This is a genomic window from Streptomyces sp. NPDC056628 (genome assembly GCF_042792555.1).
In the GTDB taxonomy this organism is placed as follows: domain Bacteria; phylum Actinomycetota; class Actinomycetes; order Streptomycetales; family Streptomycetaceae; genus Streptomyces.
Map to the genome: position 1 here is coordinate 17,259 of NZ_JBHTWG010000054.1, position 15,067 is coordinate 32,325.

Annotated in this window: 12 protein-coding genes and 1 pseudogene; 9 read left to right on the forward strand and 4 right to left on the reverse strand. The window is 69.0% G+C overall.

The window, feature by feature from the left end; all coding sequences use genetic code 11:
• Nucleotide 1: 1 nt before the first annotated feature.
• From ACFRAC_RS34550 to ACFRAC_RS34580, 7 genes are all read left to right on the forward strand, one after another.
• Nucleotides 2–190 (forward strand): hypothetical protein, encoded by a 189-nt coding sequence (locus tag ACFRAC_RS34550; RefSeq protein WP_382938410.1) that lies wholly within the window; start codon nt 2–4, stop codon nt 188–190.
• 190 nt (nt 191–380) lie between these two features.
• Nucleotides 381–560 carry an FxLD family lanthipeptide gene (locus ACFRAC_RS34555; RefSeq protein ID WP_382938413.1) on the forward strand — a complete coding sequence of 60 codons (180 nt, stop codon included), beginning with the start codon at nt 381–383 and terminating at the stop codon, nt 558–560.
• Nucleotides 561–777: 217 nt separating this feature from the next.
• Nucleotides 778–3,732 (forward strand): lantibiotic dehydratase, encoded by a 2,955-nt coding sequence (locus ACFRAC_RS34560; protein WP_382938417.1) that lies wholly within the window; start codon nt 778–780, stop codon nt 3,730–3,732.
• Entirely contained in the window at nt 3,729–5,003 is a 1,275-nt protein-coding gene (locus tag ACFRAC_RS34565; RefSeq protein ID WP_382938420.1) for a lanthionine synthetase C family protein, read from the forward strand. The genes ACFRAC_RS34560 and ACFRAC_RS34565 overlap by 4 nt, the downstream gene beginning before the upstream one ends.
• Before the next feature lie 21 nt (nt 5,004–5,024).
• Nucleotides 5,025–7,106, forward strand: a complete 2,082-nt coding sequence (gene fxlM, locus ACFRAC_RS34570) for a methyltransferase, FxLD system (RefSeq protein ID WP_382938422.1) — start codon at nt 5,025–5,027, stop codon at nt 7,104–7,106.
• 87 nt (nt 7,107–7,193) lie between these two features.
• On the forward strand, nt 7,194–8,372 hold the full coding sequence (locus ACFRAC_RS34575) for a hypothetical protein (RefSeq protein WP_382938425.1): 1,179 nt from the start codon (nt 7,194–7,196) through the stop codon (nt 8,370–8,372).
• A gap of 139 nt (nt 8,373–8,511) precedes the next feature.
• A complete protein-coding gene (locus ACFRAC_RS34580) occupies nt 8,512–9,276 on the forward strand; it encodes a hypothetical protein (protein WP_382938430.1) in 765 nt (254 codons plus the stop codon).
• A 62-nt stretch (nt 9,277–9,338) separates the two neighbouring features.
• On the opposite strand, the gene ACFRAC_RS34585 is transcribed toward ACFRAC_RS34580, so the two are convergent.
• From ACFRAC_RS34585 to ACFRAC_RS34600, 4 genes and pseudogenes are all read right to left on the reverse strand, one after another.
• Complete coding sequence (locus ACFRAC_RS34585; protein WP_382938438.1) at nt 9,339–10,946, reverse strand: ISL3 family transposase; 1,608 nt, start codon at nt 10,944–10,946, stop codon at nt 9,339–9,341.
• Between the two features lie 162 nt (nt 10,947–11,108).
• Nucleotides 11,109–11,912, reverse strand: coding sequence for a class I SAM-dependent methyltransferase (locus tag ACFRAC_RS34590; protein ID WP_382938442.1), 804 nt, complete (start codon nt 11,910–11,912; stop codon nt 11,109–11,111).
• 244 nt (nt 11,913–12,156) lie between these two features.
• Nucleotides 12,157–12,947, reverse strand: a pseudogene (locus tag ACFRAC_RS34595) (IS5 family transposase).
• A gap of 132 nt (nt 12,948–13,079) precedes the next feature.
• A complete protein-coding gene (locus ACFRAC_RS34600; RefSeq protein WP_382938444.1) occupies nt 13,080–13,478 on the reverse strand; it encodes a VOC family protein in 399 nt (132 codons plus the stop codon).
• A 94-nt stretch (nt 13,479–13,572) separates the two neighbouring features.
• Here ACFRAC_RS34600 and ACFRAC_RS34605 point away from each other — a divergent pair, with 94 nt between their 5' ends.
• Both ACFRAC_RS34605 and ACFRAC_RS34610 read left to right on the forward strand, forming a co-directional pair.
• Nucleotides 13,573–14,583 carry a helix-turn-helix transcriptional regulator gene (locus ACFRAC_RS34605; protein WP_382938447.1) on the forward strand — a complete coding sequence of 337 codons (1,011 nt, stop codon included), beginning with the start codon at nt 13,573–13,575 and terminating at the stop codon, nt 14,581–14,583.
• A gap of 159 nt (nt 14,584–14,742) precedes the next feature.
• Nucleotides 14,743–14,949, forward strand: coding sequence for a hypothetical protein (locus tag ACFRAC_RS34610; protein WP_382938450.1), 207 nt, complete (start codon nt 14,743–14,745; stop codon nt 14,947–14,949).
• Nucleotides 14,950–15,067 lie beyond the last annotated feature (118 nt).

Sequence of the window (15,067 nt, forward strand, 5' to 3'; positions counted from 1 at the left end):
CATGGAGTGGCCGTGGATCACCGGTGATTGCTGGCTCGGCTGCGGACGTACCGGTGTCCTGGTGATCTGGCTCGGCCCGGTGGAGTGGGACGGGCAGCACGCACCCTTCTACGCGTGCGAGCCGTGCCTCGACCGACTCAAGGCCCAAGCCCTCGCCTACTTCATGGAGCGGCGACCGGCATCCGCTTGATCAGACTCCCGACACACGACTTCCCGGCGTCAGGCAGGCAGCCCGCGAGGACTTTCCTACGCGGAGAACGTCCCTTCGTGCCGGGCGGCCAGGAGCCGTCCGGGGAGCAGCCGTCTGGCGACGCTCCCGTGGCGGCATCTGGTGGGCGCTCCAGCCCAGTAACACCACAACGATTGTGAGGAGTTGCAGCATGACGCGCAGCACCGTAGTTCCCAGCCGCACCGAAATACGCCCGCAGGTCCCGGGGGCGTCGGACGGCTTCGACCTGGACGTCTCCCTCGTCGAGATCGCCGACCCGGCGGGCTTGGTCAACCTGACCGACGACAACTGCGGGTCCACCTGCGGCGCCTGCACCACCAACGTCGCCTGACCCGGCCCTTACGTCAATCCGGTCTGGTGCCGCCGCGTCTCCGCGCGGCGGCACCAGCCCCCGGCCCCCTCACCTACGGAGGTACTTGGTGGTTGTTCCGCCTGCAGCGTTCCGCACCGGTTCCGCTGCTCTCGTGCGCGCCGTGGCCCGGACCTCGCTGCCGATTCCTCCATGCCCTGACCTCGATGACCGCTCGTCCAGTGGTTCGTCTGCCCGTGTGGCGTGGCTGCGGGCGGTCTGGGCGGACAAGGACGTCGCCGAGGCACTCCAGCACTCCAGCCCGGTCCTGGCCGCGCAAGTAGGGGCCCTGTGCACAGCCGAGCATCCCGCTCTCCGGGATGTGCAGCGCGCCGCGCTGTCCGTGGCCCGCTACCTGCTCCGGGCGCAGCACCGGGCGACGCCCTTCGGCCTGTTCGCCGGCGTGGCCACCGCGGAGTTCGGCCCGCAGGCGCGGGCCGACTGGGGCGAGGAGCACGTGGCCGTGGGCCGCGCGGGGGCAGAGTGGCTGGCGGCCCTGGTCGCGCGGCTGGAGTCATGCCCGGATCTCCTCGAACGGCTGTCCGTCGTCATCAACAACACCGTGGCGTACCGGGGAGACCGGCTCATCGTGCCGTTCCAGCCCGACGTCCAAGACGACCGTACCCGCGCGGTCGAGGCGTCTCTGGCCCTGACCGGACCGGTGCGCGCGGTCCTTGCCGCGACCCGACTGCCGATCCGGTTCGGCACCCTCGTGGACAAGCTCCAGGCGGAGTTCCCCGAGGCCAGCCCCAAGAAGGCGCGTCACCTCTTGGCGGAGCTGATCCGGCGGCAGGTGCTGATCACGGGCCTGCACTCTCCGAGCACCGAGACCGACGCCCTCGGGTATCTGGTGGGACAACTCGACGCGATCGACGCTGGCAGCCTCGCCCCGGTCGCCGAGACCGTACGCGAACTCCGCGCGGTCCGGGCGGGTCTGGAGGGGTGCGCCACGCACGGTGGCCGGGACAGCGTCGCGGCTCGGATGCGAGACCTCGTCCCTGGCCTGCGTCGCCACCCCGTCGCGCTCGACCTCCGTCTGGACGCGCAGATCGTTCTGCCGGAAGCGGTCGCCCGAGAGATCGAGCGCGCCGCTCTCACCCTGACCCGCTTGAGCATCCGCCCGTACGGGGCCGCCGCCTGGAACAAGTACCACCAGCGGTTCTACGAGCGGTACGGCATCGGCACGATGGTGCCGCTCGCGGACGTCGTCGCGGACAGCGGCACCGGCTATCCCGACGGCTACCCAGGCGCTTCGGCCAGCGCACGCAGGCCCCGCGTCTCCGCTCGGGATGACGCCCTCGTACGGCTGGCTCAGACCGCCGCGCTCGACGGACGCGACGAAGTGATCCTCACGGACGAACAGATTGAGGCCCTGGACGTGGGTCCCGACAAGCCTCGGTTGCCGCCGCACTTGGAGATCGGGGTGCGGGTGCACGCGGCCAGCCTAGAGGAGTTGCAGCGCGGGCAGTTCCGGGTGGAGGTCGTCAGCGTGTCCCGTGGCGTCGGCGTCTCCACGGGTCGATTCCTCAGCGTGCTGTCCTCCGCCGACCGGGAGGCCCTGGCCGCCGAGCTTGGCGACCTCCCGGCCGCAGACGGCAACACCATGCCCGCGCAGCTCTCTTTCCCACCCCTGCTCTCCGAGAGCGCCCACGTCACCCGCTCCCCACCGGTGCTACCCACCGTGATCAGCCTTCAGGAGCACCGCGCCCCGCAGGACACCGTTCTGACCCCGGAGGACTTGGCTGTGGGGTGCGATGGCCGCCGCATGTACCTCGCCGTCCCCGAGCGCGGACATCGCGTGGAGGCCGTCGGGATGCATGCGCTGAACCTGCGCACCCACACTCCACCACTGGTGCGGTTCCTCACCGAACTGTCCCGCGCCCAGTGCGCGCAGGTCACCGTCTTCGACTGGGGCGCCGCAACAGCGATGCCGTTCCTTCCACGTCTGCGGTACGGCCGGACCGTGCTGGCCCTGGCACGCTGGCGGCTGGACGCGTCCGAACTGCCCGGCCATGCCCGCCCTCGGGCTGAGTGGGACGCCGCGCTCACCGACTGGCGTGCCAGGCGGAGGCTGCCGCGCCACGTCCAACTCGTAGAGGACGACCGGCGCCTCTTCCTCGACCTCGATGAGGCCGGCCACCGTGCGCTCCTGCGCAGACACCTCGACCGTACGCGCCTGGCCGTACTCGTCGAGGCCCCGGAACCAGAGGCGTATGGCTGGTGCGACGGGCGAGCCCACGAGGTCGTGGTGCCACTCAAAGCAACCAGGCCGTCGACATGGCCGCCACTGCCAGCCCCCAGCCGGGCCCGCGCCCTGTCTGCGGACCAGATGCAGACGCCTGCCTCTTCCTCGGTTCTTCTGGCCGCCCTCTACGGTGACCCCCGCCGCCAAGACGTCTTGCTCTCCCGGCACTTGCCCGGCCCCCTCGAACAGCTCGGCAACCCGCCGTGGTGGTTCATCCGCTTCCGCGACCCGGACCAACACCTCCGCGTACGCATCGCCCTCCCCGACCCGGAAGCCTTCGCTGGCACGGCCCGAACGGTGAGTGCCTGGGCCGACGAGCTACGAAGCATCGGCCTGCTGGCCGATCTGCGCTATCCCACCTCCTACCGGGAGATGGGCCGCTGGGGCTCCGGCGCCGCATGGGAGGCGGCTGAGGAGGTCTTCCGGGCGGACTCGCGCGCCGTCCTGACCCAGCTCGCGCAGCCACAGCGCCCCAGTCAGCGCACGCTGGTGGCGGCCCACACCGTTGCGATCGCCTCCGCGTTCCTTGGCACCACCGAGGCCGGGATGCGGTGGCTGATCGACCACATCCCGCCGACAGCCCCCGCTCACGTTCCACGCCCGCAGTTCATCGACGCCGTACGGCTCACCGACCCGTGCGACGACTGGGCGGGGCTGCGTCAGGTCCCGGGCGGGGACGCCATCGTGTCGGGATGGGCTGACCGGGATACGGCGCTCGCCGCATACCGGCCGCACCTGCCTGGCCCGGACACCCAGGGCATCGCCGTCGACGACGTCCTGACCTCGCTGCTGCACGTTCACTTCGTGCGCCACGTCGCCGTGAACTTCCCGGAGGAAGAGGTGTGCCTCTACCTGGCGCGCTCTGCTGCCCTGGCCTGGACCGCCCGCACCAGGAGGACGGCGTCGTGAGCCTCCACCCCGCGCTCGGCCTGGTCGACGCCATCGCCGCCCGGCTCGCCGACCCCGACACCGCGCCCCTCGGCTCCAGGACGCTTTCCTCGGACCGGCAACACCTTGCTTACGGCCCGCCGGGAATCGCGCTCCTGCACATCGAGCTGGCCGCTAACGGCCGCGGCCCGTGGCACCGCGCCCACGCCTGGCTCACCGCCGCCTCCCGGCAGCCGCTCACCAGCGGCCCGGACAGCCACCCCTTCTACGGAGTGCCCGCCTTCGCCCATGCGCTGAGCTGTGCCGCCGACCACCTTCCCGGCTCCTACCAGCGCGCCCTCGACAGGATGGACGGACAGATCGCAGTCGACGTCGGACGCCGTCTCGACACCGCCCACCGCCGCATCGACGCCGGACGCCTACCGCAGCTCGCCGAGTTCGACGCCATCCGGGGCCTCACTGGATACGGCGCCTGCCTACTGCGCCGAGACCCCGGCAGCTCCACGATGCGCGCCATTCTCGACTACTGCGTGCGCCTCACCGAACCGATCACCCACCACGGCGAGACCCTGCCGGGCTGGTGGACGGAGACCGGACCCTCGGGCAGCCCGGACGACCGACTCCCCGGCGGGCATGCCAACACCGGTATGGCCCACGGCATCGGCGGCGTGCTCGCGCTCCTGGCCCTCGCCGCTCGGAACGGCTCCTTCACCGACGGGCACCATGCAGCACTGCGCACCATCCTGACCTGGCTGGACGGCTGGAAGCAGAAGGCCGACGGCGGACCGGGCTGGCCGTACTGGGTCACTCAGGGCGAGCTGCGCAGGAAGCGTCTCGCCCCATCCGCGCCCCAGCGGCCCTCCTGGTGCTACGGCACCGCCGGCCTCGCCCGCGCCCAGCAACTTGCCGCGCTTGCCCTCGGCGATGCCAGCCGCCAGATCGACGCGGAGAACGCGCTCGTGGCCGCCCTCACCGATCCCGAGCAGCTAAAGGCCACGACGGACAACGGCCTCTGCCACGGGTTCTCCGGCCTCGCCCACGCCGCCGCACGTACGGCCGACGACGCCCACCCCTCAACCGCGGGAAAACTCCGAGCCGCGATCCCGGCCCTCCTGACTGCAGTCACCCCACCGGACACCGACCCCGAACTCATGGCCACAGCGCTCATCCAGGACGAGGAAGGCGGCCCCGGCCTACTCGGCGGCGCCGCCGGCATAGCCCTGGCCCTCCTCGCGCCCAGCACCGCCGCACCACCCCGGTCCGCCTGGGACGCATGCCTCCTCACCGCTTGATCCACCGACCGAAGGACCTCTATGCCTCCCGACCACTGGCAGCAGCACAACATCACCTTCGTCGACCGCGAGAGTGCCCTGCGCACCATCGCCGAACGCCTCGGCCCAGCCCTGATCGACGCCGAGGCCGACGGGCAGCTCACCGGCTGGTGGTTGATGAACAAGCAGCCCTGGCCACTGCGTTACCTCGCCGACAAGCCGCCACCAGCCATCGAGTCGCTCCTGAGCGATCTCATCGGCGACGGCGTGGCCGTGTCGTGCCTGCCCTGCGTCTACGAGCCCGAGACCGACACGTTCGGCGGACCCGAGGCCATGGACGCAGCCCACGAACTGTTCCACAGCGACTCCCGCCACCTGCTCACCTACCAGCCCAGCCCGACGCACTTCGGACGCCGGGAGACCGCCGTCCTGCTGGCGAGCGCCATGATGCGCGGCGCTGGACTCGACTGGTTCGAACAGGGCGATGTATGGGCGAAGGTAGCGGCCCTTCGACCGGCCATCGCTCCACAACCACCCGAACGAGCGGCCGAACTGGCCCCGGCCATGCGAAAGCTCATGACCGCTGACGCCCACAGCCTCTGCCGCCCGGGTGGCCCACTCCACACGCACGAGGAATGGGTGACCGCCTTCGAACGAGCCGGAGCCACGCTCGCCGACCTCGCAGCCCGCGGCGCCCTCACCCGTGGCCTACGAGCCGTCATTGCCCACCACGTGATCTTCCACGCCAACCGCGCCGGTCTCCTCCGGGACGACCAGAGCGCCCTGTCCCACATCGCACGAGAGGTAGTCATGGGAACGAGTGACCACACCGAGTCGCCCACCGACGCAACGGCCGACATCGATAGCGTCAGCGCAGTGAACACCGACACGATCACCACCCCCACGGCGGACGCCGAGCGCCTCCGCAACGCCCTGGTCGACCAGCTCCGCGCGGACGGACACGCCCGCACACCTGCCGTCGAGACCGCGTTGCGGACCTTGCCCCGCCACGTGTTCGTGCCCGAGGCATCCCTCGAAGACGCCTACGCCAACACACCGGTGCACATCAAGTACGACACCGACGGCACGTCCATCTCCTGCGCCTCCCAACCGGGCGTCGTCGCTCTCATGCTGGACCAGCTCGAGGCCCAGCCCGGCGAGCGCATCCTCGAACTCGGCGCCGGCACCGGCTACAACGCCGGTCTGCTCGCCCACCTGGTCGGCGAAAACGGACACGTGACCACCCTCGACGTCGACGACGACCTCGTGGAGGGTGCCCGCACGCACCTCGCCGCCGCCGGAATCACCAACGTCGAGGCCGTAACCCGCGACGGGGCACTCGGCTACGCCGATACAGCGCCATACGACCGGATCATCGCCACCGTCGGCGCGCACGGCGTACCGCACGCCTGGCTGCAGCAACTCGCACCCGGCGGCCGGCTCCTCGTCCCCCAGCGCCTCAAGGGCACCGTCTCCCGCTCCATCGCCTACGAGCAGCGCGACGGCCGGTGGGTGTCCCTCGGCAGCGAGATGAACACTTTCATGCCGCTTCGGCGGGGCATCGCTGACGACGACCGCCGAGTGATCCCGCTCAGCACGGACGGCGCCGTACGACTCCAGGCCCCCGCCGGGCTCAACATCGACGCCGACGCCCTCGCGGGCGTACTCGACCAGCCGAGCACCGAGGAGTGGACCGGCATGACGGTCCGCGCCATGGAGTCGCCGGAGTGGATGGAACTGTTCGTCACCTGCTCCCTGCCCTCCGGTCTGATCCGAATGCTGTTCCCCCAGAGCGCCAAGGGCAATCTGCTCACCGAGGACCCCTACCCCTCGTCGACCGCGGTCGTCGACAAGGGTGCCGTCACCTACCTCGCCCGGCGCCCGTCGAAGAAGAAGACTCCCGAGGGCGACAAGCTCTGGGAGTTCGGCGTCATCGGCCACGGCCCCGGCAGCGACGAGCTGGCCGCGAAGGTCGCCGACACCATCCGCACCTGGGACTGCGACTACCGCGACAGTGAGGCCACGTTCGAAATCCAGCCCCTCGACGCCCCCGAGATCGAGCAGCGCCCCGGTCTCTTCGCCCTCGACACCCCGCTGAACCGCATCGTCGTCGCCTGGCAGTGACGCCCCACGTGCAGCGGACGGTGCCCGCCACTCGCAGTCGGCGGGCACCCCCGCCCCACCAGCCCTCACCCACACACTGGGGGACACATGGATCCGCACGGACCCACAGCCCAGCGCTTCCCACTCGTCGCCCGATTCCGGCCCGCCTGCCTGCCCCTGCCCGAGCGTGTGCGCAGTCTCGTCGACCTGGCCGACACCGCGGTGAACAAGACCGAGCAAGGGCTTGCATCGGCCGTCTACAACCAGGCCTCGCTCCTCGCCTCCGACCTCGGCCTTCCCGAACTCGCCCGCGAGATGTGCCACCAGCACGCCGCCGCCTACCTCCACACCTGCCCCCTCCCCGGCATGAGCGCGATCCGAGGATTGGAACCAGTCGTCAACCTGGCCCGCATCCAGATCCGCGCTGGCCGCGCAGATGAGGGGCGTCAGCGACTGCTCGACCTGTACAAGACCGTCGAGGCAGGCACAGCCGCCCGGTTCGAAAACATCGACATACCTGCAGACCTCACTACGACCGGTGAAGACCGCCAGGAGGTTCGCGCATGGCTGTGGCGCGTCCTCCTCGCCGACGGCACACGCACCCTCACCGCCCAGGGACGATGGACCGAGGCACTGGCCCACGTCGAAGCCCACCATGGCATCGGAAAACGGATGCTCGACGGTCGACAGGTCGCCGTACTCGCCGCCCTCGCCGCGGGTGACACCGCGCGGGCAGCTGTCCTCCTCGCCGACACAATGCCCGGCGACCCGTGGGAACAAGCTGTTACGGCATGCTTGACCGTTCTATGCCGCCGCGACGCCGGGCAGCCCATCGACGACCACCTGGCGGACCTGGTGACGGCCTACCTCGCACGGAAGACCGAACCCGGGATGACCGTCTTCGACACCCGGATCGGACTCACAGTCCTCGACGCCATCGGATCCGCCGTGGCGCCTGCCGCGCACCGCATCGTCGAGGACCTCTACCACAGGACGACAGACACCGAAGACGGCTACACGGCCCGCGAGAACCTGACCCACCCTCTGTTTAACCAGATCGCCACAGACCGGCAAGTGCACCACTGTCGCACGCTGGTGCATGCCTGCGCCCTCGGCAGCAGAATCCTCCCGGACCAGCTGCTAGGAGAACTCACAGCAGCTCTACGCGCCAGCCACAGCGTAATCCAAGCAAACCTCGCGCGCTCCCCGGGTCCCGGAAGTGTCGACGGTCAGACAATTCCCCATGATCTGCATGATCAGCGTCAGGCAATTCGGCTCTGGCGCTGATCTTGTGACTGTTGCCCGGCCATCGCAAGCGGCTGGGAAACCGGGTAACTGCCGTGACGATGACTGATGGGGCCCGGTAGGGTTGTGATCTTCGGTTGGCGGAAGCCACCCGGAGTCCCCCTGAGGCTGTGCCGACACGATGAACCCCGACGACACTCCCGCACGGCTCCGACTCGACCGTGCTCTGGACTGCTTGGACGTCGCCTTCCGAGGAATGACCGCCCGCATCGACGAGACCCAGTGTGACTGCCACTGGGGCTGCGAAGAAGAGCTAGCGCAATTGAAGGTCCCGGACGTGGTGCTCGACCCGGACCTTCTGCGTCGCACCTGGGATGCCCCCGACTGGAACGACCACGGCGCGGTGCTGCGCCGTATCCTGCCTCAATTCGCCAGGGCGCTGGTCAGTGGCCTCGTGGAGCCCGTGTTCGGCATGGCGGAGGTCGGACGTTCGTTCGTTCGCGGCCATTGGCGGCAGTGGCCTGCGCACCAGAGTGCGGCGGTGTGGGAGTTCCTGCGTGCCTGGTGGGCTCACACCCTCGCCGAATCGGATCCCGCCGTTCCCGTGTATGAGGTCCTCGCGCTGTGCGCCGAGGCTTCTGCCACGCTCAGCCCGTGGCTCAACACCTGGGAGGCACTCGAAGACCGCGTTGCCGACCGGCACCTGACCGAAGCGGCTGCCCACTGGGAGTACGACCTTCTGGGCGATGAACTTCCATGGGGCGCATGGGATAGCGATAACGCAGATGAACTGCGCACCGAGCTCGCGGCTTGGTTGGTCCGTCACGCCCCTGTACGGCTTCAAGCCCAGGACGCTCCCGAGGAACTGCTTCACCGCATACGACTCATCGGACTCACCGGCCCCGCCCGGTGGGAGGACCCGCACTGGCCCAACCACCGCTACTGAGCTGGCTTCACAGCGCCGCCTTCCCTGGTATCAAGGGGCCGTCTTGTCCTGATTGGGCAGCTTCAGGGCGTGAGGAGCACGCGCTTGCGGAGGAAGTCGAGGTTGGCTCGCCCGAATCCTTGCCTCTTGAGTAGTTTCGTCCTTGTGACCTGCCCTTCGACCTGGCCGGAGCTCCAGGGGACGGAGAGTCCGGCGGTGACGGCGTGAATGTCGCGGCTCAGTCCGTTGATCAGGGAGTGCAGGGCGGGCAGGTCGTCGGCGAGGACGTGCTCCATCCAGGCGGACAGTTGGTCGCCCTGCAGCTCGCGCATCATGGTGGCGAAGTCGCGGACGTGGTGGGTGACGGCGTCGAGTTCGGGGCAGCTGGTTCGGATCTCCTTGAGGTCGGCGGCATCATCGGCGGTCAGGTTGCCGGGGGCTGTCATGATCCAGCGGACGATGCGGCGGGGCCGCGGAGCCGGGCGGCGCGAGGGTGGCGCGGTGGTGGCTGCCTTGAAGGGGCGGAGGTAACGCTGGACGGTCTGGATGCTTCCGGCGAAGCCCAGAGCGACGATCTCCTGGTGGAGCTGGGCAGTGTTGTGACAGCCCTCGTTCCACCGCTGATGGAGGTGGGGCGTGTACTCATCCAGGACGGTGGAGCGGTTGGTCGCTTTGGCCAGCAGTTCGTCAATGCTGGTGGCGCGGGCGAAGCGGCGTACGGTGGACCGGTCCAGCTGCAGGGTCCGGCAGATGTCCTCCAGCGTCCTGCCGCCCTCCAGGAGCTGTTGCACAGCGGTGTAGCGTTCCCTGGTCCGGGTCACCAGGCGGCGTTCTCGTCCGCAGACGTCGAGCATCCCACCAGCCGGTGCCGGCGGCGGTGACGTCTGCCAGATGTCGTCACTGGTCGGCGGGGTGGCCGGTACGGTGTTCTCGAACGCGGTCCGGACGCAGGCGTAGTGGGCGGAGACGGTCTTTTCCACGGCCTCGCCGAGGTTGTGCCACAAATGCCAGGCGTCGGCGACTTGCTGGGCCTGCGGGGCGCCGTTGCGGGCGCCCTCGGCATAAGCCCCGGCACGGTCCCGGCAAATGATCTCCACTTCCGGATGGTCCTTCAGCCAGGCGGCCAACGGTTCGGCATCCCGGCCGGGCAGCACGTCCACCGGACGCCGCCTCTCCAAGTCCACCAGGATCGTGGCGTACGAGTCGCCCTTCCGTAGCGCGAAATCGTCGACACCGAGCACGCGGATCTGCTCAACGGGTTCTTCCGGCACGGCGCGGACCAGTCGTAACAGGGTGTCCTTGGCGACGCGCAGGCCCAGTACCCCGGCCAGGCGGGCTCCCGCGCGGCCGGCCAGGGCGAGGGCGATCGAGGTCAACTGCTCACGCACCAGTGGTGTGTAGCGGGCATGCGGGCTGGTCAACCCCGCGATCTGCTCGGCGAACGTCACCGCCCGGCACGCGGGGTTCGGGTACTTGAACCGCCGTACCAGCAGCTCGATCACCACACTGGCGCCACCGACCGTGGCATCCACGAGCCGCCGCATGTACCGGCCGTGCACCCGGCCCGACGTACTACCGCAGTGCGGGCAGTCCGCATCCGCCGAGCGGGCCCGCGCATGCATTGTGACCACCCCGGCCGCAGCCCGCTCGACCAACTCCACCACGACACCAGCCAGATGAGGGAACAACACCTCGAAACTCCGCGAAGAACACGCGAGCCATGATCACAACCACCACTGACACCGCCTGCGTCACAAGATCAGCGACAGAGCCCGTAATTCCCCAACTGTTTCCAGCCTCAGCTTGACAGGCGGTCGCGAGCTGGCAGGTCGGCAACGACGACGAAAGGCGGATCAGCGCGCCGGCTCAGACGTGCCTCGCGCCTGGTCACGGCTGGCGACCACCAGGTATCCATCGCTCTCGGGGTCGAAGGTGGTGGACTGCACCGTGAGCCCAACGCTCCGCAACTGCGCCACGAGGTCCCCGTACCGGTAGGGCCAGATGGACAACCGCTCCGAGCAGGCTCGCACTGCCCCATCCGGCTCGATCTGGGCGACCACGATCTCGAGGAAGTGTTCCTGCTCCCACTGCTGCTCGATCTGCCAGTAGTAGCTGACGACCGCATCGCGGTCGTTGCGGCGGATGAGTCGATCGCGGACGTCCACCCGTGAGCCGGCGGAGCGCATGAGCTCCCAGTTGCGTGACGTGAGCACGAGGCGTCCGCCCGGATGCAGCAGCCGCGACATCGCGTCCAGTGCGGTCAGGCGCCCGGCTGCGCCCTCAGCGTGCCCGAGCGAGTTACCGACACAGAACACCAGATCGAACGAGGAGTCCCCCAGGTGGTCGGGCAACTCGTCCCAGCTCGCGTGAAGGGCTCGAAGCGAGACACCCTGCTCGTCGGCGGCCTTCTCGGTCCGGCGAACCATCCCGCTGCTGGCGTCTGCGGCGACCACGTCAAGGCCAAGACTCGCGAGACCGACGGCGAGCTGGCCGGTTCCACACGCGCAGTCGAGGACGCGCGCGTTGGGCGGCAGAGAGCCCACAACATCGCTGCAGTAAACCGCAGCTGCCTTAGCGGGGGTCAACCTGTCGTCCCCGATCAGCCACTCGTACACGTCGGAAAGCGCCCCATAACCAGCCACCGCGATAACCTCCATCACTCGACGACACGCGGGCTAGACCGCGCCTGCGATTCGAACCCTGCGCCTCGCACTGTGCCGGGACGTGTCAGCGAAGCATTGAGCAGGACCCAACCACTTCCGGCCGCTGAGACTCCACCGGATTTCGTGGGAAACCGTGACACGCCGCACCGACGCAGGTGCCCACTCCACCGGCGCCCCAACGGCCACGATGAGACCGCGGCCAGCAAGCGCTCGTTCACTGCGGAGCGCTTCAGAGGTCCTAACAAGGGCGTTGGACGTGGCGGTGGGTGATGAGGCAGGTGGCGAGGCCGAGGAAGGCTTCGTGGATGTCGTCTCGTCTCTCCCAGCGGATGCGCAGGCGGCGGAAGCCGTGCAGCCAGGAGATGGTGCGCTCGACAACCCAGCGGAAGATGCCCAGACCGGAGCCGTGCGGCTGGCCGCGTTCGGCAATCACGGGACGGATACCTCGCTGCCACACCAGCCGCCGGTACTTGTCGTGGTCGTAGCCCCGGTCCGCGAAGAGCATGTCCGGCCGTCGCCGTGACCTGCCGACGACACCGGCGACCGGTGGGACCTTGTCCAGCAGGGGCAGGAGCTGGGCGACGTCGTTGCGGTTTCCGCCGGTCAGCGACACCGCGACCGGGATGCCCTGGCCGTCGGTGATGATGTGGTGCTTGCTGCCCGGTCGTGCGCGGTCGACCGGGCTCGGACCGCTTTTGGGCCCCTGCGGGCCGCCCGGACGTGGGAGGAGTCGATCACCGCCCGCGACCAGTCCAGCTGCTTCGCCGACCGCAGCTTCTTCAGCAGCACCAGGTGCAGCTTCTCCCACACGCCGGCCTCGTTCCAGGCGGCCAGGCGCCGCCAGCAGGTCATCCCTGAGCCGAAGCCCAGCTCCTGCGGCAGGTACTCCCACTGGATGCCGGTATGCAGCACGAACAGGATCCCGCACAGGGCCTGCCGGTCCGGCACCCGTGGCCGGCCCGCCACCAGCTTCGGTCACGGCTCGGGCAGCAACGGCTCGATGAGCGCCCACAGTTCGTCCGACACCATCCATGGCCGCGACTGACGCTTCCCCACGACTTGACCAACGAGCAGACGAACCGACGGTCACTTGATCAACAACTTCTGTCAGGACCTCTCACTGGGATCTCCCGGCTCCCGCGTGAGCAGTTGTGCGTGGCGTCAGCGTGCGAACTTTTCGATGGCCGCCGGGGTGACAGGGGTGAAGAAGTTGACGAGGTTGCCGTCAGGGTCGCGGAACAACAGCGACCGGTTACCCCAGGGCATGGTGGTGGGCTCGTTGACGAAGTCGGTGACGAAGCCGGTCAGGTTGTTGTAAACGCGGTCCACGTCGTCGACGAGGAACTCGGTGATCACGCTGTGGTTGTCCGCCGGGCGGGCAGAGCCCGGGGCGAACAGCGGGACGGTGCGGGTGCTGGCGATCGCGAGGGTGGCGCCCTCGGTCTTGAGTTCGGCGAAGTCGTCGGTGGCCCACGTCGCCTGCATCCCTATGGCTCGCTCGTAGAACTCGACGAGGCGTGCGACGTCGCTGGTGATGATGCGGATCGAGACGAAGTCCATGGGAATCTCCTTGGTTGGGGCTGGAGGCGTATACGTCGCAGGCTAGGAGAAATAGTGGACAGAATCGGTCCTGTATTCGCGTTAGGCTGTGAACGTGCCTCGACCCACCGGCCGCGTGCTGACACTCCTGGAGCTGCTGCAGTCGGGCGGCACCCGGACTGTAGCCGAACTGGCCGACCGTCTCGGCGTCGAAGGGCGCACTGTGCGGCGGTATGTGGGCCAGCTGATCGACCTGGACGTGCCCGTGGAGTCGGTGCGCGGCCGCTACGGCGGGTACCGGCTCGCTCCCGGGTACCGCCTGCCGCCCCTCATGCTCAGCGACGACGAGGCGCTGGCCGTGCTGCTCGGCCTGGTCGCTGGCCGCCGGGCAGGGCTGACGACGAAGGAGCGCACGGCAAACGAGACGGCGTCAGCGAAGATCCGGCGGGTGCTGCCCAAGCACATCGCCCGCCGGCTCGACACACTCCTGGAAGCTCTCGCCTTCACGGATCAGCCCGGCGAGTTGGACCACCCGGACGCCGGGCTCCTGCTCACCATCGCCGATGCGGTGCGCCAGCGCCGACCGGTCTCGATCCGCTACACCGACCGCGACGAACGGCGCAGCGAACGCACACTGCACGCCTACGGGATCGTCGCCCACGAGGGCCGGTGGTACGTCACGGGCAAGGACGCCCAGCTCGGCGAGGACCGAACCTTCCGGCTCGATCGCATCGCAGACGCGAGGACCCTGCCCGGCGCATTCGAAGCGCCCGTGGGTCCCGGTCCAACACAGCGCGTGTTGTCAGGATTCGCCACAGCCGAGTACCGGCATGTGGTGACCTTGCGGATCCACGGGACAGTTGAGCAGATCCGCGCGCACCTCCCCGCCAGCGTCGCGAGCATCGAGGAACACGAGCCCGCGGCCAGCCAGGACCCGGCGGCCGAGCACTGGCTGCGCGTCCAGCTGCAGGCCCAACGGCTCGACTGGTTGCCTCCAGTACTCGCCTCACTCGACCGGCCGTTCGTCATCGAGCGCCCCAATGAACTACGCGACCTCGTCATCGCGCTCGCCGATCGCCTCACGTCCTACACCCGCAAGCCTGACAGCCAGGAACCAATGTCATGAGACGGCACAGCTAGGGGCTGTCTTCAGTTGTGATCAAGCCCGGGATGGGGGCTGGTCCGGTAGGACTGTGGTGTGACACGTGCGCAACTCACCGACAGCGAGTGACAGTTCATCGGGCCGTTCCTGCCTGCCGAGGCTGCCCGCAGGGACGAGATCGACATGTCCCTGGTCAGCGTGGACTCCACCACGGCACGGGCTCATCAGGACGCGGCCGGCATGCGGGTCAGCGAGGAGACCCTGATCGCGCTCCAGGCGGCGGCCTGGCAAAACGGGGAGCGTTCGAGGGACAAGGCGGGCAGGACGGCGAAAGCGATCCGGTCCGCGCCGAACGTCGACGCATCTGCCGCAGGCGGCGGGCCCGGCTGAAGGCCGCTCTGCTCGGCCGGTCTCGCGGCTTCCTAATGCTGTTTGTCAAGCGGCCGTCGTGACTGGCGGTGTCACTTCGTAGCACCGTCGGTCACGGACCAGGGCCCAGAGGACGTTG

Coding starts and splice junctions, on each gene's coding strand:
- ACFRAC_RS34550 (WP_382938410.1), top strand. CDS start 2: ATGGAGTGGCCGTGGATCACCGGTGATTGCTGGCTCGGCTGCGGACGT.
- ACFRAC_RS34555 (WP_382938413.1), top strand. CDS start 381: ATGACGCGCAGCACCGTAGTTCCCAGCCGCACCGAAATACGCCCGCAG.
- fxlM (WP_382938422.1), top strand. CDS start 5,025: ATGCCTCCCGACCACTGGCAGCAGCACAACATCACCTTCGTCGACCGC.
- ACFRAC_RS34575 (WP_382938425.1), top strand. CDS start 7,194: ATGGATCCGCACGGACCCACAGCCCAGCGCTTCCCACTCGTCGCCCGA.
- ACFRAC_RS34580 (WP_382938430.1), top strand. CDS start 8,512: ATGAACCCCGACGACACTCCCGCACGGCTCCGACTCGACCGTGCTCTG.
- ACFRAC_RS34590 (WP_382938442.1), bottom strand. CDS start 11,912: ATGGAGGTTATCGCGGTGGCTGGTTATGGGGCGCTTTCCGACGTGTAC.
- ACFRAC_RS34600 (WP_382938444.1), bottom strand. CDS start 13,478: ATGGACTTCGTCTCGATCCGCATCATCACCAGCGACGTCGCACGCCTC.
- ACFRAC_RS34610 (WP_382938450.1), top strand. CDS start 14,743: ATGTCCCTGGTCAGCGTGGACTCCACCACGGCACGGGCTCATCAGGAC.